We start from the raw sequence: 26,001 nt of genomic DNA on the forward strand, positions 1-26,001 counted from the left end.
CTGAGGTGACGGGGGCGTTCGCACCGTTGTGCGCGTGGGCTACGCGGTGGCCGCCATCGAACTGCCGAGTGCGCAGGCCCGCGCCGCCCTCCGGCGGGTACGGAAGCGGTGCAGACCACCTTGGTCCTCCGCCGCAGAGTAAGCAGAGTAAGACGCGTGCCGCGCCGTGCACTCGTTCGTGTGAACAACTCCCGTTCGGCGATTGTCCGTGCGCACTGCCCGCATATGTTCAGCTCATGGTCACCTCATCCCATGAGGCGATGCACCGGATCTTCCAGGAGGACCCCGGTGTCTTCACTCGTACGTTCAAGGCGCTCGGCATCGACTTCGACGAGCCGCACACCACGTCCCTGCTACCTACCGACCTGACCGAGACCCGGCCGCTGGAGCGCCGGGTGGACACCCTGCTGCGGTTCGACACCGCCGGCTCGGGCGGGTTCCTGCTGGCCATCGAGGCGCAGGGCCGCAAGGACCCGGAGAAGTCCGCAAGCTGGATGTACTACGCCGCCCATCTGTACGCCAAGTACCGCATCCCGCCGGTGCTGCTGGTCGTCTGCCAGGACCAGCGCACCGCCACATGGGCGAGCACGCCCGTGCACGTCGGCCCGCCGCAGTGGACCTCGCTCTCTCTGCACCCACTCGTTCTCGGGCCGCACAACGTGCCCGTGGTCACCGACCCGGCCCAGGCCGCACGGGACGTGCCCCTCGCCACGCTCTCGGCCATCACACACGGCAACGAAGCGAACGCCACTGGCATACTGGAGGCGCTGGCCTCCGCTCTGAAGACCCTCGACGAAGACACCGCGAGCGTCTTCCGCGAACTGACCGAACTCGGCCTGGGCACCACCCCGGCAGCAGAAACCTGGAGGAAACTCGTGGCCATCCCCCTGGACTTCTTCCGCTCCGAAACCTCCCAACGCCTCCGCGACGAAGGACGCGTCGAAGGACGCGTCGAAGGACGCGTCGAGAACGAGGCGCGGCTTATCCTCGCGCTGCTGGATCAGCGCGGCATTCCGGTCACGGAGGAGGCTCGGAAGCGCGTCACGGGCTGCACCGACCTCGCCACGCTTGACGAGTGGTTTGCCCGGGCCGTCACCGCTGTCACCGTCAACGAGGTCTTCACCGACTAGAACGCCAACGTGTCTGCCGCGAGTCGCCGCACGGCTCGCGGCATGCCGTCCGCCGGGCGGTGTCGGAGAATATTCGATCAGGGATCCATGGGACTGGAGACCTAAGTATCCGTCGATCGCTGCCTACCTCGAAACCGTACATCGCACCGTGACTGAAGGTCCGGGTGATCTGATGGGTTCCACCAGGGTGCCCGGCATCGTGTGGGGCTGCCTGATCTGGGAGGACCCCGAGAGGCCCTGCATGATCGAAGCCATCGACCACTGGACGCCGCTCCACGCTTCTCGTCGGTGAGCAGGGGTACGCCTCATCGGGGGCGGTTGTGTGGTCATCTCCCGTGTCGGGGTGGGGATTTGCCTCTCTTGTAGTGTGGCTGGATGTCTATTCCGTTAGATGAGGGTGTCGAGCGGCTCGCTGTGGTGTGGCATGCGTTGACGGCTTGGCTTGCTGAGCATGCTCCTGTGTCGTATGCCTCTATCCTTCCGCCTGCGACGGAGGAGGAGATCGCCGATGTCGATTCTCAGTTGAGGCGGCATCTCGGGTTCGGTCTGCCTGCGGAGCTGGGTGCGTTGTGGCGGTTGTGTGGTGGTGCGGAGTATCGGTGCGTCGATGGCGACGAGGTGGGTGAGGTCCTCTCGGCAGAGTTCCTGCATGATGGAGTGATCCTCTCCCCGGCCCAGGCGCTGGAACCGAGGCTTCCCCTGTACGGAGGGGTCGATCCTTGGGGTGGTGCCGCGGCGCTTCCGTGGCTCACGCGGGACGATCCAGACGGGCCCTTACATGGTCAATTTGTCAGTGCCGACGGCGTCGGGACCTGGGCGTACCCTGACGATGTGTGGGAGTGGAGACCTAAGTATCCGTCGATCGCCGCGTATCTGGAAACCGTCCATCGCACGGTGACCGAAGGTCCGGGAGATCTAATGGGTTCCTATGTGCCCGGGATCGTGTGGGGCTGCCTGTTGTGGGAGGACCCTGCGAATCCGGGCCTGGACGATGCCTTCGAGCACTGGACGCCGCTCCACTGAAATAGAGGTCCGGGAGTGAATCGTACACTCATGGCATGACCGAATATCGAGAATCCGAACGATTGATCAACGCGTGGGGGAGCATTACCAACTGGCTGAAGGTGAATGCTCCGGTCTCGTACGTTTCGCTGCTTCCGCCCGCTCCGGAGCAGACCATCCAGGCTGCCGACGCCGACCTGAGGCAGTACCTGGACTTCGCGCTTCCTGCGGAGCTGGCCGACCTGTGGCGGCTGTGCGGCGGTGTGGAGCACCAGTACATCGAGGCAAACGAGGAAGAGGGCGAGGTCTGCTCAGGGGCGTTCTTACCAGATGGGACCCTGCTGGGCCCGGTGGATGCGCTCGGGCCGCGGCTGCCCATGATCGGCCGCAGTGATGTGTGGGGCTCCGCGGTGGTGCCGTGGCTGACCGGCGACGAAGTGGGCCTTGAGTGCGGGCACTACGTGGGTGCGGACGGCGTCGGTGCCTGGTCGCTGCCGGATAACCTGGCCTGCGACAGGCCCGGCTATCCGTCGATCGCCGCCTACCTCGAAGCCGTCCACCGCACGCTCACCGAGGGGCCGCCCGATGCCATGGGCCCGGATGTACCCGGTCTGGTCTGGGGCTGCCTGATCTGGGACGACCCCGAGGCACCCTTGCTGGACGACGCGCTGCCGCACTGGCACCCCGTCCACTGACCATGCCCCGCCCGGGGACCCGCCTGTCTGACGGGCCCCGGGCGGACGTGCAGCGGCTACGGCTTCTTCATCTCGCAGATGAGGTTCCCCGCACCGGTGTTGCAGCCCTTGAACCACAGGTTGCCCGGATCGACGGCGAACGCGTCGCCGTCGATGACCCGCATCTGTGGCAGGAACACGTTGCCGTACTTGTTCATTGCGCCCTGGTTGACGTACTTCGACATCGAGGAACGGCCACACTTCTCGCTGAATGTCGGCGCGTCGTAGCGGGTGTCATCCAGGAGGTGTTCACTGCCGTCGTCAACCTTCGCCGCGACTGTCTGGATGCACTCGCCGCCTCCAGCCTTGCCAGCCGGGTTCTTTCCGCCAGCGGAAGCGGGCAGGCCGACGGTCTCATACGTCGAGGCGAACGGCACCTCATCACAGTTCACCGTGTCCGGTCTCGGCAAGGGCCTTTGCGAGTCAAACTCAGGGTGCAGGAACGTCCTCGGATGAGGCACGAATCCCTTGGTCGGAACGTACCCGTCGGACCGGTTGCCGCCATGGTAGCCGCAGACTCGGTTACGGATCTTTTTCTTCGTCCATGTGGAGTTCACACGGCCATCTTTCGCGTCGGGCCGGTAGTGCAGCGGCTTGTCGATGGTTCCCAGACCCTTCACTCCGGACTTGTTCTGCACCATCCACAGGTGAGCCGCAGCGGCTGGGTAGAGGGCAGCATCCATCTGGTACTGGGGAACGTACTGCGTCAGCACACAACCCGGCACGCCGTAGGAAGCGACCTTGTCGCAGCGCACGTCGATGCCAGGCGAGCGGGCACTGCCGCTGTCCGTTTCCTTGTCCTTGCCCTCGACCGGGACGTATTCACTTTCAGCATTGAAGATGAACCAGACCGGAAGCTTCCTGGACAAGCCAGCATCGGAGGGCCCTACGCCATCGGTAGAGCCATCCCACTTGTGCGTGGCAGTACCGGTGGCCATGTGGGAGTCGACCGGTGTGCCGTTGCCGCCGCCCTTCCAGCTGAGGTCGTTGTAGAAGTCGAAGTTCCTCACATCCTTGCCATCAGTGGCACCTTCGCAGGCACCGCTGTGACACATCGAGTCGATGTGAGCGATGGCATTTCCGTCGCCGAACAGCACGGACCTGTCGTGTCCAGGGAAGTCGTTGTAGACCGGGTTCAACTGAATCCACGTTTTGATCGTCCCGTCGTGCCGGTCGGTCTTGACCTGGAAGGCGATCTCGAACTTGGCATGGCGTTTTTCGAGCTCGACGCCATCGAGGTAGTACGTCTTCGTGTAGTCCAGATCAAAGAAGACGCAGGCTTCGTTGCGGGTGATCAGCGACTTCTGAGCATCCCCGTACAGCGACGGCTGACACCAGGAGCCGGTGACGATCGGATCGGGGTAGGACGGGGCCCGTGTCTTCTCCTGCTTGGCCAGTTCCGTCGCGGCCTTGCGGGTTCCTTCCAGCGACCGCTCATCCTTCGGCGTGATGGTGACCGTCTCACCACCCTTGCTCACAGTGCGCGACAAACTGCCCTGCTTCCAGCTGACAATGCGCTGCGGCTCATTGACGTACGCCGCTACGTCGGAGCCCAAGTCCGGCTGCGGCAGCTTGATGTCGATCTTCTGTTTGCGGTTGTAGTCCCGGTTCCCGGCGGTGAAGCCGTAGTCCTTGATCGGGCCCACGTTGTCCGCCCGGTCGACCGTGCGGGTCTCCACCGCGTGGTTGCCGTCCGCCGCCGGAGTCAGCGCGTACGAAGCATCCGGAGCCACGGCCTTCGCCGTGCCGCTGGTGGTACGCACGGTGTTCCAGCCGTAGTCGGCCGCGTCGTCCTCGTACGGGTCGAGGCGGTACCGGACTTCGTTGGCGTCCGGGGCGCCCGTGGTGACGTCGAAGATGCCCTCGATACCGGCTCCGCCGCCGCCCCAGTTCTCCGGATAGGTAGCGGAGGTGATCTTCTCGGGCTCGCCGGGGGCGGTGGTGTCGACGGCGAACTCCCGCCACGGCGACCAGTTCAGGTTGTAGTGGGTCCCGTCGTAGCTGTTCGTGCGGAACTTGTACGTCTTGCCGTCGACCAGCTGTCCGGCCGGGACCTGCACGGAGGCCCAGGAGCCGGGGGTGATGAAGTCGGAGACGAGCAGGCCCTCCCCGGTGGGGGTGGTGATCGGCTTGTTCGTGGCCGCGTCGTACACCTGGAAGGTGCCGTTGACCTTGTCGCCGTCGGCGTCGGTGAACTTGTCCCGCAGGGTCGGGGTGGTGGTGTTGACGGCCCAGACACCGGCGTAGGACTTGAACGGGGCGCCTGCCTGCTGCGCGGTGCCGTCACCGGGCCGGAAGTTGTAGTTGACGGTCAGCTTCGGCTGGTTCCCTGTGGCGTTACGGGAGTTGACGCGCTTCCACTCCTTGGTGCTGTCGGTGGCGGCGCGGACGCCCATGTAGCCCTTGGTCGCCTTCTCGGAGGCCCACAGCTTGGCCAGTTCCGTGACGTCGGCCTTGATCCAGCCGTCAGGCTGGTTCGAGCAGGACGGGGAGCCGGTGGTCTGCGTGGACGAGCCGTGGATCTGCTGCCACGCGGGCTGCTTCGTCCACCGGGAGGAGGAGTCACTGGTGCCGGTGGCCCACACGTTCCACTTCTGCGCCGTGCAGTCGGTGTTCCCGCTGTGGAAGTTCCACATCTGGAGCGTCGCGGAGGACACGAGCGAGTCGGCGTAGGAGGAGGTGTTCCACCGCATCAGCGTGCGTGCGGTGCGCGGGGTGCCGTCCGGGTTCTTGGAGCCGGGGTTGCCCCAGTCCAGCTCCGTCTCGGAGCCCAGGTCGGTGGTCTCGCCCTGCTGCACGTAGGTGTCGAAGGAGTTTCCGAGGGTCGAGGTCGAGGGGTCCACGGTCACCGGGTACCGGGTGTCCGGGTCGGCGAGGAAGCCGGCGTCCGGGGTCAGCCGCAGGTCGATGTTCCCGCCGCCGTGGTCGATCACCTTCATGGCGACCCTGGCGCGGTTGTCGTGCTTCCCGCTGATCTTTCCGACCGAGGCGTCCCACATGATGGGCGCGGGCATGGTGGCCTTCTCCGCGCCGGTCTCGGCATCGGTGAACAGCACCGAGCCGTCCGCCTGCTCGGCGGCCTACAGACCCTTGGCCTTCAGCGGCAGTGTGTAGCTGTAGCCGTCGGCCTCCGGCCGTTCGCTCAGCTTCACGAACTGCTCGAACCCGGTCCGGGTGGCTTCCACGATCACGTCGGCGCCGGGCACGGCGTTCTGGTACGTCGCCTTCGTGCCGTCGAGTGAGGGCTTCGGGAGCCCGCCCTTCCACTGGAGTGTGACCTTCTCTTCCCCCGAACCGAGGGTGACCAGATCGCGTCCGGCGGCATTCTCGGCGGCCTTCAGGGACTTGGCGGGGGTGCCGCCGCCTCCGGCGAGCTTGAGACCCGTCGGGTGCGTCTTGGCCCGCACCGTGCCGTCCGCGGACTTGGCGAGCGTGGCATCGACCTTCACCCACTTACCGTCGCGTTCGACGCGCTCCGGGCCGGCCGTGACCTCGGAGGTCAACGAGCCGTCAGGGTTGGCGTAGGTGAGGTTGGTGGGCGTCGTCTCGTCCGGGACGAGAACCTTCTCGCCGGAATTCTTCGCCTTGGCGAGCGCCCAGGGTATGCCGCCCTGTGAATGCTGGTGGCCCAGGCCAGGTCGGACTCGGCGATCTCCTCGGCGGACGGCTGTACGGCCTTGGTCTCGTTGGCCGGGGTGCGCGTACTGTCCGCAGCTCTGGCGCCGCCCGTGGCGGTCAGGGTGAACGGTGCTGAGGTGAGCAGCACGGTGCCGAAGGCTAATCGGGACAGCAGGCGTCTTCTTCTGGAAGATCCAGACATGCTCGACGATCCTCTCCACCCCACCGCGATTCCCGGCAGGGCTGGTTGCTCGTCTGTAACCACCTCCTTCCTAAGCGTTACGGAGATCGACCGGCAATGACACTAAATGGTCCATACCTCTCTCATGCAAGGGAGGGGGTGTGACGATCGGCATTGTTTGGGGTGCCCAGTCACGGGGATTTCGCCGCGCCGATCACGATCTCGTCCTGGGCGTGGAAGGCGTACTCCCACGCCCAGTGGTCGTCGGTCACCGGGCCGCCCCGTCGGCGGTGCGGATGCCCGCTTCCACGGCGGCGGCGTTGCGGATGCGGCTGATCTCGGCGGCGACGTCGCGCGCCTGGGTCGGCTCGGTGACCTCTGACGCGCGAAGCTCCAGTACACGTAGTCGATCGGCCACCTCCGGGTGCCGGGCAATGGCCACCTCCACAGCCCACATCTCGGTGAAGGTGCGCAAGGGAGCGGTGGACACCTCGGCGCGCGCACGGGGCGTGCTTGCCGCCCTGTCGCGGTCGAAGTCGGCGAGCAGGTGCGGGGCGACCTGGGCGAGGACGGCGCGGACTGCCCCTGGCCGGGCGGGCGATTGCTTTACGGCTCTGCCGTCGCGTGGAGGTCGCACCAGACCGTCTTGCCGGTGGCGTGGTGGTGCACGCCCCACTTGTCGGTGAGCAGTTCGACGAGGGCCAGGCCACGGCCGCTCTCGGCGAATTCGTCCGCCGTGCGGGCGGTGGGGGTGACGGGGGAGTGGTCGTGGACCTCGATGTGGACGCCCTGGGGGGTGTGCAGCAAGGTCACCTCGCACCAGCGGTCGAAGGTGTGCCGGTACACGTTCGTCGTCAGCTCGGACAGCACCAGCTCCACGACGTCCGCGATGTCGTCCAGCCCCCACAGCCGTACGTGGGCGCGGGCGATGCGGCGCAGGTGGCGGGGGGAGTGGTCGCCCAGGGTCAGGGCGAGCCGGTACTGGCGGGGCGGGTGGGGGAGCAGCCCCTCGGTCATCGCTTTCATGAGACAAGCCTGTAACGGGCCGAATACCCTGGGCTATGGCGGGAAAGCAACCACGGGCGGTGTGACGCCCGTTACATCAGGAGATCGCCGTGGCCAACATCAAGCGACTCGACCCCGGGGCCTCGCCCCTCCACTACTTCGGTGCCGAACTGCGGCGCCTGCGAGAAGCGGCGACTCTGACGTGCGACCAGCTCGGCGGCATCGTCTACCTCACCGGCTCGATGATCGCTCAGGTCGAGACGGCGGCGAAGGTCCCCAAGGAGGAGCACGTCCCCCGGCTGGACGCGGCGCTGGGGGCGGACGGCGCGCTGATCCGGGCATGGGAGCTGGCCAAACGGAGCCGACTGCCCGCGTGGTACCAGAAGGCCGCGCATCTGGAACGTACGGCGCGGGAGATCCGCGTCTTCCAGGCGCAGTTGGTGCACGGCCTGCTCCAGACGGAGGCGTACGCACGGGCGGTACTCGGCGTCATGCGTCCGGCGGACGCCGAGCTTGAGGTGAACGTCGAGGCGAGGCTGGACCGGCAGCGCATTCTGCGCCAGGACGAACCGCCGGTGCTGTGGGTGGTGTTGTCCGAGGCCGTGCTTTACCAGGAGGTCGGCGGCAAGGAGGTGATGCGGGAGCAACTGGCGCACCTGTTGAGTTATGACCAGGTACCGGACGTGCAGATCCAGGTGCTGCCTTTCACCTCCGGCGCACACACGGGGCTTACGGGCTCCTTCAACATCTACTCCTTCGAAGACCAGGCGACGGTGGCCTACACGGAGGGCCACTATGAGGCTTGGGTGACGGCCTATCCGAAGGACGTCAGGGACCGAGCGCTCCGTTACGATTTGCTGCGTGCCACCGCACTGTCCCCGGCGGAGTCGGCCGAGTTGATCGCCCGTGTCATGAAGGAGCGCTATGCGCACTCTCCCGAACCAGACCCTGACCCAGTGGCGTAAGTCCAGCTACAGCGCTGACACCGGCGGCGACTGCGTTGAGTGCGCCACGTTCGGTGCCGCCGCCTGGCGTAAGTCCAGCTACAGCGGTGACACCGGTGGGGAGTGTGTCGAGGTCGCCGCGCTCTCCGCCGCTGTCGCCGTCCGGGACTCGAAGGTCCCGGACGGTCCCCACTTCACCGTCTCCGCGCCCGCGTTCCGCGCTTTCCTCGACTTCGCCGGAGCCCGCTCCGTCTGACGGCGGCGACCGCGGCTACCCGAACGCGGGCATGATCTCGTCGTGGATCAGGCGCAGTTGGGTGTCCACGTCGGCCACGCCCGCCAGGTCGCGGCCGGTGAACGACCGGACCAGGCTGCGGTCGGTGAGGGCGCAGATCATGTGGTTGACCCCGGCGGGCGCGATCGCCCGCCGGATCTTCTCCGCGCACTCCTCCGGCGTCCCCGCGACGGACAGCTTCTCGGTGATCTCCGGCGTGGTCAGCTCGATGCCCCGGGCGAGGTCGCCGGCGCCGATCGCCTCGATGACCGGGGCCAGTTCGTCCGGGTGCACGCCGTTGCGGCGCAGCTGCTCCTCGGGCATCGAGGAGGCGTAGATGCCCACCATGCTGCGCGCCGCCTCCTTCGCCTTCGCGCCGTCGGGGCCGGTGGCGAAGACGACCCAGGCGCCGATGTCCAGGGTGCGCCAGTCCTTGCCCGCCCGCTCGGCACCGACCCGGATGTGCCGTACGGCGTACTCGTACGCCTCGCGGGTGTAGCTCAGCGCGTGGTGGCAGCCGTCCGACAACTCGCCCGCCGCCTCGAAGGACTTGGGTCCGCGCATCGCGCCGAGCTTGAGCGGCAGCCGCTCCTGTACGGGCCGGGCGAAGGTGAACAGGCCGTCGTACTCGAAGAATTCGCCCTTGTGGGTGATCGTGCCCTCGTCCAGCAGCGTACGGATGACCTGGAGCCCTTCCTTGACCCGGGAAAGGGGGCGCCCGCGTCGCCAGTCCATGCCGTACTGGGCCAGCAGCCCGAAGTTGCCGCTGGAGAGCACGCCTTCGGCCCGTCCGCCGGACAGTTCGTCCAGGGTGGCCAGGGACTGGGCGATCAGTGTCGGCTCCCGCAGCACGACCGAGGAGACGCTCGGGCCCAGCCGGATACGCCGGGTCTGTCCGGCTGCGGCGGCGAACAGCAGCCACAGGTCCTTGTGCCAGGTCTCGTCGGCGGCGTAGCAGGCGTGGAAGCCCAGTTCGTCGGCGAGCCGGATGGAGGCCAGGGACTCCTGGAGCGGGTAGTCGGGCAGCATGGCGTAGCTGAACTTCACGGGTACCACCTTCTGGTCGGGTCAGTGGCCGTGCGTGGTGCGGCGTGCACGCGGGGTGGGCCGCCGCTCAACTATCCAGCGCCGGAGCCGAGGAGGTAAGAGGGCCCGACCCTCCCGTCACGGCGTGCTGTTGCACACGGACACGACGATCGTGCCTCCGCCCGCGTCGTTGCGTGCCTTGTTCTCGGCCTCCGCGCGGGTCGCGCCGTAGGCGCCCCAGTAGTGGTCTTCCACGGCGTTGTGCGCCAGCGCGCCGCAGTTGTCGAAGGAGGCGACGATGGTGCAGTCGGGGCCCGAGCACTGGCTCATCGCCGCCTCTTCGGCGGCGTCGCGGGTGCTGTAGTCCCAGGCACGGCCGTAGCTTCCGTCGTCCGCCACGGCGATGGCTCCGTAGTGGAATGTCTCGGGTTCGCTGGTGGTCGGTTCGGGGTCCGGGGCCTGGGTCGCCGGGTCGGGGCGTTCCTCGGCCTCCGTGGTGTCCTCGGTCTCCGCTGGCTCCTCGTCCGCGGGCTCCTCGTCCTCCGTCTCCTCACTGCCGTACGTCGGGTCGGGGTCGGGGGTGAAGTCGTCCGCGGACGTCGGCGCTTCGCTGGTCGCGGCCGTCGGCGTCGAGTCGCTCGGGGCCGAGCCGACGGAGGAGTCGTCCTGGGACAGGACTGAGGCGAGCGCCACGGCGCCGATCACGAGGGCCACCGTGGCGATGACGGCCGCCGCCTTGTGGGCCATGCCGCGGGTGCCCGGTGCGGTGCCCGGCCGCGCGCCACCCGGCTGTGCGCCGTTCTGCGGTTGTGCGCCACCCGGCCATGCACCGCCCGGCCGTGCGCCGGGGCCCGCGGAGCCGTCCGTGCTGTGCCGGGTCGCCCCAGGCCCGCCCGAGGCCCAGTCGCGGGTGACCGTTTCGGCCTCCGACTGGTCGGCCGCGCGCTGAAGCCTGCGGCCCTCCTCGGCGTGCCTCGCCACGAGAGCGGTCCAGCCCGGCGGCAGGGCACGGGGGCCGTCCGTCCCGAAGCGCCGGATGAGCTGGTCGGCCGTCGGGCGGGCGCCGGGGTCCCTCTGGAGGCAGTCGCGGATGAGGGGGGTGAGTCCCGCGGGCAGGCCGTCCAGCCGGGTCGCGGCCTGGCGTACGTGGTTGAGCTGCTGAAGGGGTTCCTGGGTCTCCGGGTACGGCAGCTTTCCGCGGCCCAGATAGGCGAGGGTGATGCCCAGCGCGTAGATGTCCGAGGCGGAGGTGCTGGGCTCCCCGGCCGCCTGCTCGGGAGCGGCGAACGCGACGGTGCCGAAGGTCAGTGTGGTGCTGGTGAGGTCGGCGGCGTGCGAGATGCCGAAGTCGATGACCTTCGGGCCCTCGGCGGTCAGCAGGATGTTGAGCGGCTTCACGTCCCGATGCACGATCCCCATCCCGTGCAGCTCCCGCAGCGCCCGTACGACACCGCCGCCGATCCAGCGCAGCGCGTGTTCGTCGGTGAGTGCTCCGCCCTGTGTGACGAGCGCCTCCAGGGACGGTGCCGGAACGTACTCCATGGCCATCCAGGGGCGTTCGGCCTCGGTGTCGGCGTCGAGTATCCGAGCGGTGTACGTGCTGGTGACGCGGCGCGCGAGCGTCGTCTCGCGAGCGAACCGCTTCCGGGCCTCGACGCTGACGCCACCTGGGGCGAGGAGGGTCTTGAGCGCGGCCACCCGACGCGTGGCCGGGTCCCGTCCCAGGTAGACCATCCCCATCCCGCCGCTGCCCAGCTGACCGAGGAGTCTGTACGGCCCGAGACTGCGCAGCTCGCCCCTCAACGTGTGAAAGCCCGTCTCGAACTGTTCCGACACCGAGTCGCCTCCTCAGCCGCATCGCCCGCCTCCGACGTGCTGTGTGGGGGGCGGACTCATCCTGATCATGGATACTGCCATGACATGTCGCAGCCAAGTAGCTCTGTGCGGAACGGAGTTGACCGGACGACAGCGGTTGCTCAGGAATGCCTCGGCGGCCGGGCCCCTCCCACGGGGCACGGCAGCAGCACACGGCCGGACGCGGCAGGTGCCGTCTTCACTCCGGAAGAGCGGCCGCCCGCGCCGCGGGCGTACGCGGGGGAGTGCTGACGCTCCCGGCGGCGTACCGGCGGCGCTGCTCGTCCAGCACGCCCTTGGCCAGCCGCATGAAGCGCTCGGAGAGGGGATGCGTGCCCTGGAGGGGGCGTACGAGCCGCAGCGGCACGGGAGCCACCCCGGTCAGGGGCACGAAGGTGAGAGCGGGGTGCGGCCTGCGGCGGCGCAGGAGTTCGGGGCCGACGCCGACGCCCTTCCCCGCCGCGATCAGCTCCAGCCACTCGTCGAAGTTGCCGCAGTTGACGATGTGCTCCGGCCGCCGCTCGGCGGGCCAGCACTCGCCGCGCACCGTACCGCTGACGGTGTTCGCCACGATCGGGTGCCCGGCCAGCTCGGCCCACTCCAGGCTGGCCCGTCGGGCCAGTTCCGAGGTGCGCAGCACCGCCGCGACCTGCGGTTCGCTGCCCAGCTCCACCGCACGCAACCCTCTGGGCACCTCCTTGACGCGCAGCAGGGCCACGTCCACGGCACCCTCGGTGACCCCGGCGTGCAGTGCGTCCCGGCGGGCCAGCTCGACGCCTACGCCGGTGTCGCGCTCGAAGCGGGCCATCGCCCGGTGCAGCCAGCCGCCGGGCAGCAGCCAGGTGAAGCCCAGCCGGAGCGGGGCGTTCTCGGGTGCGGGGGCGAGGGCGGCCTCCAGCCGGGGCAGCACCACCAACAGCTCGTCACGCAGCCGCATCCCCTCGGGGCTGAGGCCGACCCGGCGGGTGGTGCGGTCCAGCAGCCGCACCCGGGTCTCCTCCTCCAGCCGGCGGATGGTGCGGGACAGCGAGGGCTGGGTGGTGCCGAGTTCGGCGGCGGCCTGGGTGAAGTTGAGCGTCTGCGCGAGAGTGAGGAAGGCGCGCAGCTGGCGTATGCCGATGTTCCCGTCGCCGAGCATCTGGTCGTCCGCCCCTCCTGAGCCGGTGCACGGCCGAGCCGGAGTGGTGCCGCCGTCCTGCCAGCCTACGACTGTCCCGCCCTCCCCGGCGGATCGGTGCACGGCGACGGAGGCGGCGCCGCAGCGTGGCGCCGCAGCCGCCGTCGTACGCCCGCCCGGGGTCGCGGGACGGCCCTCAGGCCCTGTCCGCGCCGGGTACGGGCGTGCTCCTCGGCGCGGTGCCGCGCCGGCCGGCCGTACGTACCCAGGTGAGCTGGACGAGCAGGCCCAGCAGCGCGAAACCGGCCGCCCACAGGGGCAGCACCGAGGCGTCCCAGCCCAGGCTGAAGGCGAGCCCGCCGAGCCCCGAGCCGACGGCGCTGCCCAGATACAGCGCGGACTCGTTGAGCGCCACGGCCACCGGACCACCGTGTTCCCCGCGGGCGGCGATCAGGTCGTGCTGCTGCGGCACCTGGAGTGCCCAGCCGACCGCGCCCCACACCGCCAGCGGGACGAGCGCGAGCAGCGGGGTGAGGCCGCCGGCGAACCGGAAGGCGAGGAGGGCGCAGGCCAGCAGGGCCATGATGCCCAGGACCAGAGCGTACGGGCGCCGGGTGCGGTCCAGGACGCGGCCGATGAGCAGACTGCCGACGACGCCGCCCACGCCCCAGGCCCACAGATAGAGGGTGATGCTCTCCACGCCGCCCATGGCAGGGGACTCCATGACGGGGGCGAGATAGGTGTAGAGCCCGAGGCTGCCGACGGCGGCGAGGAAGGAGACGGTCACCACCGACATCACTCGCTGGTCGGCCAGGACGGACACCCGCCGGCGCAGCGAGGGGGCGGTGGCGGCCGTGAAGCGCGGCAGCCGCAGGGCCAGGCCCGCGCACGCGGTGGCGCCCAGCGCGGCCACCAGCCAGAGCGTCGCGCGCCAGCCGGCCTGCTGGGCGATCAGGACGCCCAGCGGCACGCCGAGTACGGTGCCGCTGCTCATGCCGCCCATGATCAGTGCGAGTGCCCGGCCCTGGCGCTCCCGGCTCACCAGCGTCGCGACGGCGGAGACCGCGAGGGCGAGGTAGACCCCGGCGCCCACGCCCGCCACGGCACGGGTGACCAGCAGGACGGCGAGTGAGGGCGCCAGGGCGCTTCCCACGTTGGCGAGAGCGAAGACGGCCAGCGAGGCGAGCAGCCCGAGGCGCTGCCGCGAGGCGGACAGCAGTGCCGCGACCACGGGTGAGGCGAGTGCGTAGGCGAGGGTGAACGCGGTCACCATCTGCCCGGTGGCGGAGACCGAGGAGCCGAAGTCGTCGGCGACGACCGGCAGCAGGCCGGCGGTGACGTACGCGTCGAGGCCGAGCGCGAACGCGCCGACCGCGAGCAGGGAGACCAGGGGCACGGCGTTTCCTTGAGCGAAGGGAAGAGGCAGTGTGGCGCCACTTCCCGGATGCTAGGCAGGGCCGCGTCCCGCGCGGAAATGCCGCAGGAGCGCCACCTATGCGTCTCGCGCATGAATGGTGCCCGGCCGCCGCGCCCCTTCCGCGCGTACGCGGCGTCCCCGAGGGGCACTCGGGTCTGCCGACCGTGCGCACCTTCGGTATACCTGTGCGCAGGGACTCCACGGGGACACGGGACGGGCGGAGGGTACGGGCATGGCGGGTGGCTGGCTGTCACCGGAGGGCGTGACAGAGGTGACCCGGGTGCTCGACCTGGCGGGCGTCTTCGCCAACGGTCTGCTGGGCGGGGTGCTGGTGCGCGGCCGGGGCATGGACCTCTTCGGCTTCGTGATCATCGGCATCGTCTCCGGCCTCGGCGGCGGCATCATCCGCGACGTGCTGCTCCAGCACGGCACCCCGGTGGCCCTGACGGACTACGCGTACCTGCCGACCGCCGTCGGCGGAGCCCTGCTCGCGTTCGCGATCGATCTGCGCCGCCACACCTCCAGCCGTACGTTCAACCTGCTGGACGCGGCCGTACTCAGCTTCTGGGCGGTCGCCGGGGCGCAGAAGACGCTCGACGCCGGACTGGGCTGGCTGCCCGCCGTGCTGCTGGGCATGACCACGGCCGTGGGCGGTGGCGCCGTACGGGATCTGCTGATCGGGGTCCGGCCCGGCATCTTCGGTGGCACACCGCTCTACGGGACGGTCGCGCTGCTGGTCAGCGGCATCATGGTGATCTGCGCGCAGGCGGGGTCGCCCACCCTCGGGATCTTGATCGGCATCACCGTCGGCACGGTGCTGCGGCTGACGGCCCTGCACCGGGAGTGGATTCTGCCCGGACACCGCGACTGGCAGCCCCGCTCGGTGTACGACCGCGTGCGCCGCCGCCCCCGGCCCGGCTCCGGCCCTGACCTTGACCCCGGTCGCGGCCCTGACTCCGGCCCGGACGGCTGATCAGCGCGGCTGGCCCGGGGCGGTGCGGCACCTGGAGCCGACACGCCAACCCGGCGGCCACACGCGGTCATCGAGCGCCCGGTCGATCACCGCCGCGCGGGCCTTGCACGCCGGGTAAGGCGGTCGACGGTCAGACGACGGCTGGCTGAACCGTCAACGTTCCTTCGGCGGTGTCCATCGTGGCCTGGGTGCCGAGTGGGATGGCCGGAGGATGCAGGCCGTGTCCGGCAGGGAGTCCACCGAGGACGGGAACACCCAGGCGCGTCAGCCGGTCGCGCAGGACGTCGGCGATGCCCCACCCTCCCAGGGTCGGATCACCGGCGTCCTGGTCGAAGCCGAGGAACTGGCCGAGTGCGACACCGCACAGCCCCTCCAGGGCCCCCGTGCGCAGCAGCTGGGTCAGTGCTCGGTCGACCTCTCCCAGTCCTGTGCCTCTGTGGTGTTCGAGAAAGAGGATCGCCCCCTTGAGGCGCGGCAGACCGGCTCCGGCTTCGGTGCGGATCGCGTCAAGGTTGCCGCCGACCAAGACACCGGTCGCGGTGCCCTCGACGGTGACCGCCGCGCCGGCTTGGCCGGTGTCCCGGCGGATGATCACAGGGTCGGTGGTCATCAGCGCGCGGCGAAGGGCTTCGGCTGACGCCTGCCCGGACGGTTCGTCGCTCCGGACGGCGAACGGACCATGCAGCGAGGCCAGACCGCATCGCGCCCACAGGGCGAGGTGGAGGTGGGTGATGTCGCTGAAGCCGACCAGGGGTTTCGGGTCGCGCCGCAGGGCGTCGATGTCCAGGTCGTCAACGATGCGGTACGCGCCTTTGCCGCCCCGGGTGGCCATGACCGCGCGGACTCCAGGGTCACCGAACGCGGAGTTCAGGTCGAAGACGCGATCCTCGTCCCGGCCCGCCATATACCCCCATTGGTCGAAGACGTGCTCGCCCAATTCGACCCGCAGCCCCCATGACGTGAGGAGTTCGACGCCACGGGCGACTCCCTCGCGGCCGGGTGGACTGGCCGGAGAGACGATCCGCACTCGATCCCCGGGCCGTAACCGCGGCGATCGCACGGTCTGACGACTGTCGCAGGTGTCCATGCCGGGATCTTCCATTACCCGCCGGGCCGAAGGTGAGCCGTCTGCGCCAATCACTCACCGTCAAGGCAGCCAGGCTGCTGAGTCAGCGCGTACGCGACACCTGAACATGCGAGCCCACCAGCCTCGACCCCCGATACCGGTTGTCAGCGTCGTCGTCCGGCGGATACGGTCCCCGGGTGGGTATCGCAGTCACCAAGTAACTCCGGAGTGCCGTCCGCCGCGCGAGGTCTCTCGCGGCGCAGCCGGCACGGAAGTCTCCGTCACTTCCCCCGGTCTCCGTCCGTGCGACGGAGGCCCGATCTGGAGTACCCACTTTCTTGAACACCTTCCCCCCGGACAACTCTGCTCCGGAGAACTCCGCGCCGGTCGGCCCCGCCCCGGACCCGAGGCCGAGCGCCCGCCCCGATGAGCCCCCGCGCCGCCGTGGCGTGGTCCTCGTCCTGCTGTCCGTCCTCCAGTTCCTCATCGTCATCGACGTCACCGCCGTCAACGTCGCGCTGCCCGCCATCGGCGCCCGGTTCGACGCCTCACCCACCGAGCTGTCCTGGGTCGTCACCGGCTACACCCTCGTCGGCGGCGGGCTGCTGCTCCTCGGCGGCCGGATCAGCGACCTGCTGGGGCGGCGCCGGATGTTCCTGGTCGGCACCGCCCTGTTCGCCCTCGCCTCCCTCGCGGCCGGACTGGCACCCAGCCTGGAGGTGCTGGTCCTCGCGCGCTTCGGGCAGGGCATGGGCGAGGCGCTGGCCTCACCCGCCGCCATGTCGCTGATCGCGCTGCTCTACCCCGAGCCCGCCGAGCGCGCCAAGGCGCTCGGGGTGTGGGGCGCGGTCTCGGCCAGCGGCCTGGCGGTGGGCGTCCTGCTGTCCGGCGTGCTGACCGAGTACCTGCACTGGCGGTGGATCTTCGGCCTCAACGTGCCGCTCGCCCTGGTCGTCCTGCTGGTGACCCCGCTGCTGGTGCGGCCCGAGGGGCCGATGTCGGGCGCGTGGCGGCGGTTGGACCTGCCGGGGGCCGGTCTGCTCACGCTCGGCCCGCTCGCCCTGGTCTTCGGCATCCTGCGCACGGCGGACCACGGCTGGACGGACGCCACCGTGGCCGGGCCGATCGCGGTCGGGCTGCTCGCCCTCGGTACGTTCGTCCTGCTGGAGTCCCGTACGGCCGAGCCGCTCGTGCCGCTCGGCTTCTTCGCGCACCGCACCCGGCTGCTGGCCAACGCCGCGACCATCCTGCTGAGCGCCGGGCTCTCCACCACGTTCTTCCTGGCCACGCTCTACATGCAGGAGATCCTCGGGCTGAGCCCGATGGAGGCGGGCCTGGCGTACCTGCCGTTCTCCGCCGTGATCATCCTCTCCGTCACCCAGGTGGCGCGGCTGATCGCGGTGTTCGGCATGAAGTACACGGCCATCCTCGGGCTGCTGTGCACCGCGCTGGGCCTCGGCTGGCTGGCCCTGCTGCCGGTGGAGGGCTCCCTCTGGACGGACGTCCTGCCGGGCATGCTCCTGGTCGGGGTCGGCATGGGCGTCGGGCTGGTCGCCCTCCAGAACGCGGCGCTCTTCGAGGTCACCGAGGAGGACGCGGGCGTCGCGGCCGGAGTGCAGCGCTCGGTGGACCAGCTGGGCGGCTCACTGGGGCTGGCCGTGCTGGTGGGCGCCGCGATGGCCGTCGAGCACGCGGACGCCGAGGTCGGCGCGCGGGTCGAGGGCTTCCGGACGGCGTTCCGCTACGCGACGGCCGGGGTCCTGGTGGCCGCCGCCGGACTGTGGTGGGCGGCGCGCGACGACCGGCCCGGCCGGGAGGCGCGCCGCAAGGGCGCCGCCGAGGGCTGACGGGCGGCGGCCCGGCTCGCGGGGGCGCGGCTCGCGCACCGTCACAGGACGCCGTGCGCGAGCCGGGCCAGCGCCGCGCTGATCTGGGCGGGTGTGAGGCCCAGCGCCGTGCGCTGGTGCCGGTACACCTCCGGTGCGAGCGGGGCGAGCAGCACCTCCACCATGGCGTCGGGCTCGGGCTCGGGTGCGTGCTCTTGCTGCTCTTGCTGCTCCTGCTGCGCCGCGACGAGCAGGCTGCGGACGTGCGCGCGCCAGAACCCGTACGCGCCGGTGGTGAAGCGGGAGCGCCCGGTCTCGGCGCCCAGCACCAGCTCGCCGTGCAGCTCCAGGAGGTCGACCATCGCCGCGTAGAAGGCCGCCAGCCGCGTCGCCGGGGTGGCGCCCGGCCCCAGCGGCGGGGAGCCGCGCAGCAGGCGTTCCTGGAGTTCCCGTTCGTGCTCGTCCAGCAGGGCGACGGCGATCGAGGACTTGTCCCGGTAGCGCCGGTAGAGCGTGCCCTTGCCGATGCCCGCCGCGCGGGCGATGTCCTCCATGGTCACCTCGCGCGGGTCGCGGGCGGCGAACAGCTCGCGGGCGGCGGCCAGCACCAGCGCGCGGTTCCGGGCGGCGTCGGCGCGCTCGGGCGGCCGGGTACCGCCGCCGTGCGTGTCCTGGGGGCCGTGTGTGCCGTGCTGACCGAGCAGGTCTCGTCCGTGGGTCATGGGAGCAGCCTAGCGCAGGAAGTGGACGATGCGTCCGCTTGGTGTTAGGGTCCGGGTCATCGAAGCGGACGTACCGTCCACTTCTCTGATGCGATGAGGAACACCCCATGACGCACCTGCTCCATCTCGACGCCAGCGCCCGTACCCGCTCCTTCTCCCGCCGGGTGAGCGGCGCCTTCGCACAGGCGTGGGAGGCGGCGGGCGGCAGCCGTACGTACCGCGATCTCGCCGCCGCCCCGATACCGCACCTCGGCGAGGCGTGGACGGAGATCTGCGACCACCTCCTCGCGCACGGCATCACCGACATCGACCGGTACACCGAGGCGGTGACGACACCGGCACGGGCAGCCGCCTGGGAGGTCGTCGAGCCGCTGCTCGCCGAACTCCTCGCGGCGGACGTGATCCTGATCGGCACCCCGATGTACAACTACTCGGTGCCCGCCGCGCTCAAGGCGTGGATCGACCAGATCACCTTCCCGCGGATGTCGCTGGCGGGCCGCCGGGTGGTCGTCGCCTCGGCGCGCGGCGGTTCGTACGTGCCCGGGGCGCCCAAGGCCGCCTACGACTACCAGGAGCGCTATCTGCGGGACTTCCTCGCCGGTCATCTCGCCCTCCTTGACGTGGAGTTCCTGCACGCGGAGCTGGCGAACTCGGTGGTGGACCCGGTGCTGGCCGGGCGGCGCGAGGCGCACGAGGCGTCCCTGTCGGCCGCGCTGGAGGCGGCGGCCAGGCTGGGCCGGGAGCGCGTGTCGCACACGATGGGAGCGGCGTCGTGAGCTGGGTCCTGCTGGTGCTCTCGGGCCTGGTGGAGGCCGCCTGGTCGCAGAGCATCAAGCCGACGCGGAACTTCACCCGGCCGCTGCCCACCCTGCTGTGCTTCGCCCTCGCGGCCGAAACGGTCTACCTGCTGACCCTGGCCATGCGCACGGTGCCCGCCGGTACGGCGTACGTCGTCTTCATGGGCATCGGCGCCGCCGGCGCGATCGCCCTGGGGGCGCTCGCGCACCACGAGCCGTTGGGCGCCGGCCGGCTGGCCGCGCTCGCCTTGATCGTCGGGGGAGTGGCACTGGCCCACGCGACGGGCGACGCGTGACGGGGCCGGGTGCCCGGAGCGCCGAACGGCCCGGCACAGCGGGTGACCGCTGCGGCCGGGCCGTGGTGTCGTGCGATGTCGGGCGGTGCGGTGTGGTGCAGTGTGGTGCGCCGCGTCGAGCCGCCGTCAGGCGGTGACCGCGTCCTCCGAGTCGGCGGGCGCGTCCAGTGCCGGGACGACGTCCCCGGCCATGGCCTCCAGCTCCGCGTCCTCCGCCGTACCCGCCAGCTCGCGCTGGCCGGGGATCTCCGACGCCAGCCGGGTCGCCGCCCGCAGGTTGCGCGCGTCAGCCGTCGCGCACAGCTCCAGCGCGGCACGGTTGAAGCGGACGAGCGAGGGCGGGTCCGCCGGACCCAGCAGGTGCACCTTCAGCTCGGCGCGGGCGGCGGCCAGCGTGTCCTTGGCCGGGTCGCGCACGCTCGCCAGCAGCGCCGGGACCTCCGCCGCCTCCGGCGAGAGGATCGTGGCCGCCCGTACGGTCGGGAAGCCCGACTTGAAGTCCGCCTCCGCCAGGCCGCTGGTGTTCGCGACCGCGTAGGGCTTCTCGCTGCTGAGATAGTCCGAGACGACGCTGGAGACGTCGCTGATGAGCAGGTCCGCTTGGTTGAAGCAGGTGTAGATGGCGGGCCGGGAGCCGGTGACCACCTGGTGCTGCCAGCGCGGGACCGACGCCCAGTACGCCTCTTCCCAGGCCCTGCGGGCCGCCTCCACGGCTGCCGCGCGCTCGCTGTCGGGACAGGACTGGAGCAGCATCCGCTCCGTCTCGTCCCCGCTGCGCCGGAAGGACGTGCGGGTCAGCTCGTCCAGCTCGGCGGCGCACTGTGCCAGCGCGGCGACGGCCTCGGGGTCCGGCTCGGGGCCGGTGCGCTCCGCGTTCGCCTCCGCGATCATCGCGCGGATGCGCTGGTCGGCGATGCCCGCACGGGGGTCGACGGAGCCGGTCATCGGATGCGGCTTGTAGAGCAGCCGGACCGCCGGGTCGGCGAGCAGCTCGCGGACGATGTTCTCCCCGGCCAGGATGACCGAGGTGTTGCCCGGGTCGTTGGTCCAGCCCTCCCAGGTGGGGGCGTAGAGCACGGTGGTGAAGTCGTCCGCCGCAGGCGGACCGGCGTACGGCCGGATCGGTGCCAGCTGCGGGCGGCCGACCTCGACCACGTCCTTGTCGTCCACGCCGATGTCGGCGAGCTGGTAGCGCTCGCGCGCGGCGGGACCGGCGACCCACACCTCGTCGTACGCCTTGGCGTAGGGGTTGCAGGAGGAGAGCTTGTCGCTCTCGCCGTGGTTGGTGAAGGCGTGCTTGATGGTGGGAATGCGCAGCACCTGGGAGGTCTTGCCGGAGTTCGCCGGGTGCAGCAGCACTTTCAGCGTCGACTGTTCCAGGTGCATCAGGTGCGCGACCTTCGGGATGCAGATGATCGGCACGTCGGTCGCGTCGATCTTCTGCACCATGAAACGCTCGCGCAGCACGATCAGCGGGCGGCCGTCGAGCGCGGTGAGCGTGCTCAGCCACATGTTCGCCTGGTAGGCGGAGGACGCGCCGCCGGAGAAGTACATGCCCACCGTCGGCCGGTAGTCCGCCAGCCAGCTGTCCAGCCAGGCCAGCACCTGCTCGTCGCCCGCGGTGCGCTTCTTCGGCAGCAGCCAGCCCGCCAGGTGGGCCGCGCTGCCCAGCGACAGCAGCAGCGTGACCGAGAGCCCGGCCAGGGCCCAGCCCCGCTCGGAGGTCATCGCCGTCACCAGCATGCCCAGCGTCGACGGGATCATGAAGCGCAGCAGCCGGCGGCTGGGCTGGCGCAGCAGCAGCCGCGGCGGGGCGGCCGTCAGGCCGAGTCCGGAGGCGTCGATGTTGCGGGTGACGATGGGGAGCGTACGGCTGCGGCGCACGAGCACCGCGATGGCCTGGCAGAAGAAGTGCGCCGCGTAGCAGCCGAGGAGCAGCGGGACGACGCCCATCTCCTCCACCCGCTCCACGTCCGGCAGCCGCACCAGGCCGACTACGATGATCATGTCGCGGAGCAGTTGTCGGGTGACGACGTCGAAGCGCACTCTGCCCAGCAGGGCGAGCAGGCCGGGCTGCTTGTGCTGGAGATAGAGGTCGAGTGCGAGTCCGGCGACCGAGGCGGTCACGAATACCGGCACGTTCGGCAGTAGAGCGCCCGCGAGCTGGAGGGAGTACAGCACCAGCAGTGCGAGCAGCGCGGCCAGCTGGACAGCGCGTCGTGGGGAGAGTCCGGCAGAGGGCACGGGCTGGGCTCCTGGCAGGAGTGCGATCGGAATCTGACCTGGCTGTGGGGGTGAGAACATCGGGTTACTGAGTGACCGACCGTATGACGGTCTCAGCCCCGGTGACAATTTTCCGTGACCCACAGCATTTCAAATACCCCCATACGTGGCGGTGACCTGCGCCCGCCCCGTGTCCACAGGGCGGAACGACTACGTCACACGCCCGCCACTGGCATAGATTACCTGCGGTGACCGGCTCCGGACAGGGGCACGGCGGAGGCGGCCCGGCAGCGGGTACGCGGCGCGCCGGACCGGGGCGGCGACGAGCGGCGAGTTCGAGGAACGGGCGAGAGTGTCAGCGTCAGGAGAAGTGCCGGGAGAAGCGGTGGCGCGAGCAGCGGCCGGAGCGGCCCCGGAGCCAGGGCCGGGAGCGGTACCGCGGCCCGCGCGGGCCGCCGTGCGTCCCGAGGTGACGGCGGCCCGCCGGATCGTGGTCAAGGTCGGTTCCTCCTCTTTGACCACCGCCGTCGGCGGGCTCGACGCGGACCGGGTCGACGCCCTGGTCGACGCCCTCGCCAAGCACACGGCCAAGGAGGTCGTCCTCGTCTCCTCCGGCGCCATCGCGGCCGGGCTCGCACCGCTGGGGCTGGAGGGCCGCCCCCGCGACCTGGCCCGGCAGCAGGCCGCCGCCAGCGTCGGGCAGGGGCTGCTGGTCGCCCGCTACACCGCCTCTTTCGCGCGCTACGGGCGCCGCGTCGGGCAGGTGCTGCTGACCTCCGACGACACCAGCCGCCGTGCCCACTACCGCAACGCCTACCGCACCCTGGACCAGCTGCTGGCCATGGGCGCCGTCCCCGTGGTCAACGAGAACGACACCGTGGCGACGGACGAGATCCGCTTCGGCGACAACGACCGGCTCGCCGCCCTGGTCGCCCACCTCGTACGGGCCGACCTGCTGGTGCTGCTCTCCGACGTGGACGGCCTCTACGACGGGAACCCGGCGACGTCCGGCACCACACGGATCGCCGAGGTCGCCGGCCCCGCCGACCTGGCCGGGATCGACATCGGCAGCGCGGGCAAGGCCGGGGTCGGCACCGGCGGCATGGTCACCAAGGTGGAGGCGGCCCGGATCGCGGCGGCGGCCGGCATCCCCGTCGTGCTCACCTCCGCCACGCACGCGGGCGACGCGCTGGCGGGCCGGCCCACCGGCACCCTCTTCCACCCCACCGGGCGCCGTGCGGCGGACCGGATGCTGTGGCTGGCGCACGCCTCGGCGCCGCGCGGCGCCCTCGTACTGGACGACGGCGCGGTGCGCGCCGTGGTCGAACGGCGCAGCTCGCTGCTGCCCGCCGGGATCGCCGGCGTCGAGGGCGAGTTCGCGGCGGGCGACCCGGTGGAGCTGCGGGACGCGCGGGGCGTGGCGGTCGGGCGCGGGCTGGTCAACTTCGACGCGCGCGAGATCCCGTGGCTGATCGGGCGTTCGACCCGCGATCTTGCACGCGAGCTGGGGCCGGAGTACGAGCGGGAGGTCGTACACAGGGACGACCTGGTGCTGCTGCGTTCGTAGCCGCCGCGACACATGGGGCGCCACGCGGCTCGCCGGGCGGTCAGGGACGGGCGGGACGCGGGAAACTCCGGTCTTTGCAAGGACACCTTCGGTAAAAACGCCACGCGGTCGCTCGCGGACTGGTCAACTTTGTCTGGGCGTCGCGGAAAGGACGCCCCGGCACGCGCCCGGCGACGCGTACGGGGCGGGTACGGGACGCCCGTGCGGTACCGGCCACCCCACACCGGCCACCGGGACCGCTTGACCCGCTGACTTCGCACCATTCAGGAGGGCCCCGGTGAGACGACTGGCCAGCGTCGACGAGAGGGCGATCCCCCAGCGGCACGGGGGAGCACGCCGCGCCCGGCAGGAGGAGGAGCCCGCCGACCGTACCGGACCGGGCGGGGACTCCCGTCCGGGCGGCGCGGGCAAGGAGCGGGAGGTGTCCCGGCTCTGGCACGTCACGCTCAGTGTCGCGGGCGCGGAGGCGCCGCTGCGCGAGGTCCGCAAGGCGCTGGAGCAACTCGCGCACGACCACCCCTTCCTGCTGACCAGCCGCTACGCCAACGACCACGCCGAGATCCGCTACTGGGAGGAGGCGCGGGACCTGCACGACGCGGCGGCCGTCGCGCTGCGGCTGTGGGGCGAGCACCGCTCCTCGGCCAGCCTGCCGCCGTGGGAGATCGTGGGGCTGGAGGTCATCGGCCGCGAGACCTTCCGGCAGCGCCGGGAAGAGGGGTACGGGCCCGCTCCGGCGACGCCGGTGGGCGTGCACCCGTTCTGACGAGGCGCCCGGCGGCGGGCTCCTGTGCACTTTCTGGTCGGGGTTCCGTCCCGAAGAGTGAACGGAGCGTCGAGGCGGTGCGGGACGTGGCTAAGCTGCCGCGCATGAGCCGCAGCACACCGGGGACCGAGCCCGCCGAGACCGCCACCGAGCCTGCCGGGTCCGCCGCCGGCCCGTCGTCCGCGGCGGCGTCCGTGACGGAGACCGCCCGCCGGGCGAAGGAGGCCGCCGCCGAGCTGGCGCCGCTGCCGCGCACGGCACGCGACGCCGCGCTGCTCGCGGTCGCCGACGCGCTGATCGCCCGCAGCGGCGAGATCGTCGCGGCCAACGCCGAGGACGTCGCCCGGGCCCGCGCCACCGGGACGGCCGACTCCCAGGTGGACCGGCTCACCTTGACGGCCGAGCGGATCGCGGCCATCGCCGCGGACGTACGGGACGTGGTGGCCCTCCCCGACCCGGTCGGCGAGGTCGTGCGCGGCTCGACGCTGCCCAACGGCCTGGAACTGCGCCAGGTACGGGTGCCGCTCGGCGTCGTCGGCATCGTCTACGAGGCCCGCCCCAACGTGACGGTCGATGCCGCCGCGCTCTGCCTGAAGTCCGGGAACGCGGTGCTGCTGCGCGGCTCCTCCTCGGCCTACGCCTCCAACACCGCACTGGTGGGTGTCCTGCGGGACGCGGTCGCGGGCAGCGGGCTGCCCGCCGACGCGGTGCAACTGGTGCCGGGGGAGAGCCGCGAGTCGGTCAAGGAGCTGATGCGGGCGCGCGGGCTGGTCGACGTGCTGATCCCGCGCGGCGGGGCCTCGCTGATCCGTACGGTCGTGGAGGAGTCCACCGTTCCGGTCATCGAGACCGGCGTCGGCAACTGCCACGTCTACGTCGACGAGCGGGCCGACCTCGAGATGGCCGTCGACATCCTGGTCAACTCCAAGGCCCAGCGCCCGAGCGTCTGCAACGCCGCCGAGACCGTGCTGGTGCACTCCGGGATCGCGGACGCCTTCCTGCCCCGCGCGCTTGCCGCGCTGCGGGCCGCGGGCGTCACCGTGCACGGGGACCAGGCGTGGCAGCGGGCGGGCGCCGAGGCGGGTGCCGAGGCCGGGGGCGTCGTACCGGCGACCGAGGAGGACTGGGGCACCGAGTACCTCTCCTACGACATCGCCGCCGCCGTGGTGCCCTCGCTGGACGCCGCCGTCGCGCACATCCGGCGGTGGACCTCGGGCCACACCGAGGCGATCGTCACCGCGGACGCCGCCGCCGCGCGCCGGTTCACCACGCTGGTCGACTCCACCGCGGTGATCGTCAACGCCTCGACGCGCTTCACGGACGGCGGCCAGTTCGGCTTCGGCGCGGAGATCGGCATCTCCACGCAGAAGCTGCACGCACGCGGCCCCATGGGGCTACCGGAACTCACCTCCACGAAGTACGTGGTGACCGGCGACGGTCATACCAGAGGCTGATCCTGTGCTCCG

The 26,001-nt window shown here is 70.8% G+C and carries 23 protein-coding genes; 12 read left to right on the forward strand and 11 right to left on the reverse strand.

Features of this window, described 5'->3' with window-relative positions:
• Positions 1-236 precede the first annotated feature (236 nt).
• The 3 genes from H299_RS0102125 (at position 237) to H299_RS0102140 (ending at position 2,827) form a co-directional block, all read left to right on the forward strand.
• Positions 237-1,130 carry a hypothetical protein gene (locus H299_RS0102125; RefSeq protein WP_027747064.1) on the forward strand — a complete coding sequence of 298 codons (894 nt, stop codon included), beginning with the start codon at positions 237-239 and terminating at the stop codon, positions 1,128-1,130.
• A 375-nt stretch (positions 1,131-1,505) separates the two neighbouring features.
• On the forward strand, positions 1,506-2,153 hold the full coding sequence (locus tag H299_RS0102135; protein WP_027747065.1) for an SMI1/KNR4 family protein: 648 nt from the start codon (positions 1,506-1,508) through the stop codon (positions 2,151-2,153).
• A gap of 35 nt (positions 2,154-2,188) precedes the next feature.
• Complete coding sequence (locus H299_RS0102140) at positions 2,189-2,827, forward strand: hypothetical protein (protein ID WP_027747066.1); 639 nt, start codon at positions 2,189-2,191, stop codon at positions 2,825-2,827.
• A gap of 56 nt (positions 2,828-2,883) precedes the next feature.
• Here the strand turns inward: H299_RS0102140 and H299_RS37275 are convergent, their stop codons facing one another.
• From H299_RS37275 to H299_RS0102160, 4 genes are all read right to left on the reverse strand, one after another.
• Positions 2,884-5,922 (reverse strand): DNRLRE domain-containing protein, encoded by a 3,039-nt coding sequence (locus tag H299_RS37275; protein ID WP_051262025.1) that lies wholly within the window; start codon positions 5,920-5,922, stop codon positions 2,884-2,886.
• Positions 5,923-5,946: 24 nt separating this feature from the next.
• The gene (locus H299_RS37280; protein ID WP_158692255.1) at positions 5,947-6,315 is read right to left on the reverse strand and encodes a hypothetical protein; all 369 of its coding nucleotides are present in this window, start codon (positions 6,313-6,315) and stop codon (positions 5,947-5,949) included.
• Positions 6,316-6,933: 618 nt separating this feature from the next.
• A complete protein-coding gene (locus tag H299_RS37285) occupies positions 6,934-7,140 on the reverse strand; it encodes a hypothetical protein (RefSeq protein WP_051262027.1) in 207 nt (68 codons plus the stop codon).
• A 131-nt stretch (positions 7,141-7,271) separates the two neighbouring features.
• Positions 7,272-7,691, reverse strand: a complete 420-nt coding sequence (locus tag H299_RS0102160) for an ATP-binding protein (protein ID WP_078512385.1) — start codon at positions 7,689-7,691, stop codon at positions 7,272-7,274.
• Positions 7,692-7,780: 89 nt separating this feature from the next.
• Here H299_RS0102160 and H299_RS0102165 point away from each other — a divergent pair, with 89 nt between their 5' ends.
• Together H299_RS0102165 and H299_RS37935 are read left to right on the forward strand one after the other, a co-directional pair.
• Positions 7,781-8,635 (forward strand): Scr1 family TA system antitoxin-like transcriptional regulator, encoded by an 855-nt coding sequence (locus H299_RS0102165; protein WP_027747069.1) that lies wholly within the window; start codon positions 7,781-7,783, stop codon positions 8,633-8,635.
• A complete protein-coding gene (locus H299_RS37935; protein ID WP_078512423.1) occupies positions 8,595-8,870 on the forward strand; it encodes a DUF397 domain-containing protein in 276 nt (91 codons plus the stop codon). The genes H299_RS0102165 and H299_RS37935 overlap by 41 nt, the downstream gene beginning before the upstream one ends.
• A 15-nt stretch (positions 8,871-8,885) precedes the next feature.
• On the opposite strand, the gene H299_RS0102170 is transcribed toward H299_RS37935, so the two are convergent.
• From H299_RS0102170 to H299_RS0102185, 4 genes are all read right to left on the reverse strand, one after another.
• Entirely contained in the window at positions 8,886-9,935 is a 1,050-nt protein-coding gene (locus H299_RS0102170; RefSeq protein ID WP_027747070.1) for an LLM class flavin-dependent oxidoreductase, read from the reverse strand.
• 117 nt (positions 9,936-10,052) lie between these two features.
• Positions 10,053-11,750: a protein kinase domain-containing protein gene (locus tag H299_RS37290; protein ID WP_051262028.1), complete on the reverse strand. Its 1,698-nt coding sequence runs from the start codon at positions 11,748-11,750 to the stop codon at positions 10,053-10,055.
• A gap of 217 nt (positions 11,751-11,967) precedes the next feature.
• The gene (locus H299_RS31695) at positions 11,968-12,906 is read right to left on the reverse strand and encodes a LysR family transcriptional regulator (RefSeq protein ID WP_051262029.1); all 939 of its coding nucleotides are present in this window, start codon (positions 12,904-12,906) and stop codon (positions 11,968-11,970) included.
• Between the two features lie 175 nt (positions 12,907-13,081).
• Entirely contained in the window at positions 13,082-14,281 is a 1,200-nt protein-coding gene (locus H299_RS0102185; protein ID WP_027747071.1) for an MFS transporter, read from the reverse strand.
• 283 nt (positions 14,282-14,564) lie between these two features.
• Here H299_RS0102185 and H299_RS31700 point away from each other — a divergent pair, with 283 nt between their 5' ends.
• Positions 14,565-15,275 carry a trimeric intracellular cation channel family protein gene (locus H299_RS31700; RefSeq protein ID WP_486587119.1) on the forward strand — a complete coding sequence of 237 codons (711 nt, stop codon included), beginning with the start codon at positions 14,565-14,567 and terminating at the stop codon, positions 15,273-15,275.
• Positions 15,276-15,405: 130 nt separating this feature from the next.
• Here the strand turns inward: H299_RS31700 and H299_RS0102195 are convergent, their stop codons facing one another.
• Complete coding sequence (locus H299_RS0102195; protein ID WP_027747072.1) at positions 15,406-16,362, reverse strand: LD-carboxypeptidase; 957 nt, start codon at positions 16,360-16,362, stop codon at positions 15,406-15,408.
• Positions 16,363-16,679: 317 nt separating this feature from the next.
• On the opposite strand from H299_RS0102195, the gene H299_RS31705 reads away from it, so the two are divergent.
• On the forward strand, positions 16,680-18,188 hold the full coding sequence (locus H299_RS31705) for an MFS transporter (protein WP_199782378.1): 1,509 nt from the start codon (positions 16,680-16,682) through the stop codon (positions 18,186-18,188).
• Between the two features lie 41 nt (positions 18,189-18,229).
• Here H299_RS31705 and H299_RS0102205 read toward each other — a convergent pair whose 3' ends face one another.
• Positions 18,230-18,889, reverse strand: a complete 660-nt coding sequence (locus H299_RS0102205; RefSeq protein ID WP_078512387.1) for a TetR/AcrR family transcriptional regulator — start codon at positions 18,887-18,889, stop codon at positions 18,230-18,232.
• Between the two features lie 107 nt (positions 18,890-18,996).
• Between H299_RS0102205 and H299_RS0102210 the strand changes: the two genes are divergently transcribed.
• Both H299_RS0102210 and H299_RS0102215 read left to right on the forward strand, forming a co-directional pair.
• Complete coding sequence (locus tag H299_RS0102210) at positions 18,997-19,665, forward strand: NAD(P)H-dependent oxidoreductase (protein WP_027747074.1); 669 nt, start codon at positions 18,997-18,999, stop codon at positions 19,663-19,665.
• Positions 19,662-19,982 (forward strand): SMR family transporter, encoded by a 321-nt coding sequence (locus H299_RS0102215; RefSeq protein ID WP_027747075.1) that lies wholly within the window; start codon positions 19,662-19,664, stop codon positions 19,980-19,982. Before H299_RS0102210 ends, H299_RS0102215 begins: the two co-directional genes overlap by 4 nt.
• Before the next feature lie 126 nt (positions 19,983-20,108).
• On the opposite strand, the gene H299_RS31710 is transcribed toward H299_RS0102215, so the two are convergent.
• Positions 20,109-22,226, reverse strand: coding sequence for a hypothetical protein (locus H299_RS31710; protein ID WP_051262030.1), 2,118 nt, complete (start codon positions 22,224-22,226; stop codon positions 20,109-20,111).
• A gap of 448 nt (positions 22,227-22,674) precedes the next feature.
• Here H299_RS31710 and proB point away from each other — a divergent pair, with 448 nt between their 5' ends.
• From proB to H299_RS0102235, 3 genes are all read left to right on the forward strand, one after another.
• Positions 22,675-23,772: a glutamate 5-kinase gene (proB, locus tag H299_RS0102225; protein ID WP_027747076.1), complete on the forward strand. Its 1,098-nt coding sequence runs from the start codon at positions 22,675-22,677 to the stop codon at positions 23,770-23,772.
• A 277-nt stretch (positions 23,773-24,049) separates the two neighbouring features.
• Positions 24,050-24,535 carry a hypothetical protein gene (locus tag H299_RS31715; protein WP_106965697.1) on the forward strand — a complete coding sequence of 162 codons (486 nt, stop codon included), beginning with the start codon at positions 24,050-24,052 and terminating at the stop codon, positions 24,533-24,535.
• Positions 24,536-24,639: 104 nt separating this feature from the next.
• Positions 24,640-25,989, forward strand: coding sequence for a glutamate-5-semialdehyde dehydrogenase (locus tag H299_RS0102235; RefSeq protein ID WP_078512424.1), 1,350 nt, complete (start codon positions 24,640-24,642; stop codon positions 25,987-25,989).
• The last annotated feature ends 12 nt before the right edge of the window (positions 25,990-26,001 follow it).

Source organism: Streptomyces sp. CNH287 (genome assembly GCF_000424825.1).

Coding starts and splice junctions, on each gene's coding strand:
- H299_RS0102210 (WP_027747074.1), top strand. CDS start 18,997: ATGACGCACCTGCTCCATCTCGACGCCAGCGCCCGTACCCGCTCCTTC.
- H299_RS0102235 (WP_078512424.1), top strand. CDS start 24,640: ATGAGCCGCAGCACACCGGGGACCGAGCCCGCCGAGACCGCCACCGAG.
- H299_RS0102205 (WP_078512387.1), bottom strand. CDS start 18,889: ATGACCCACGGACGAGACCTGCTCGGTCAGCACGGCACACACGGCCCC.
- H299_RS0102125 (WP_027747064.1), top strand. CDS start 237: ATGGTCACCTCATCCCATGAGGCGATGCACCGGATCTTCCAGGAGGAC.
- H299_RS0102195 (WP_027747072.1), bottom strand. CDS start 16,362: ATGGACACCTGCGACAGTCGTCAGACCGTGCGATCGCCGCGGTTACGG.
- H299_RS31695 (WP_051262029.1), bottom strand. CDS start 12,906: ATGCTCGGCGACGGGAACATCGGCATACGCCAGCTGCGCGCCTTCCTC.
- H299_RS0102140 (WP_027747066.1), top strand. CDS start 2,189: ATGACCGAATATCGAGAATCCGAACGATTGATCAACGCGTGGGGGAGC.
- H299_RS0102160 (WP_078512385.1), bottom strand. CDS start 7,691: ATGAAAGCGATGACCGAGGGGCTGCTCCCCCACCCGCCCCGCCAGTAC.
- H299_RS0102135 (WP_027747065.1), top strand. CDS start 1,506: ATGTCTATTCCGTTAGATGAGGGTGTCGAGCGGCTCGCTGTGGTGTGG.
- H299_RS37935 (WP_078512423.1), top strand. CDS start 8,595: ATGCGCACTCTCCCGAACCAGACCCTGACCCAGTGGCGTAAGTCCAGC.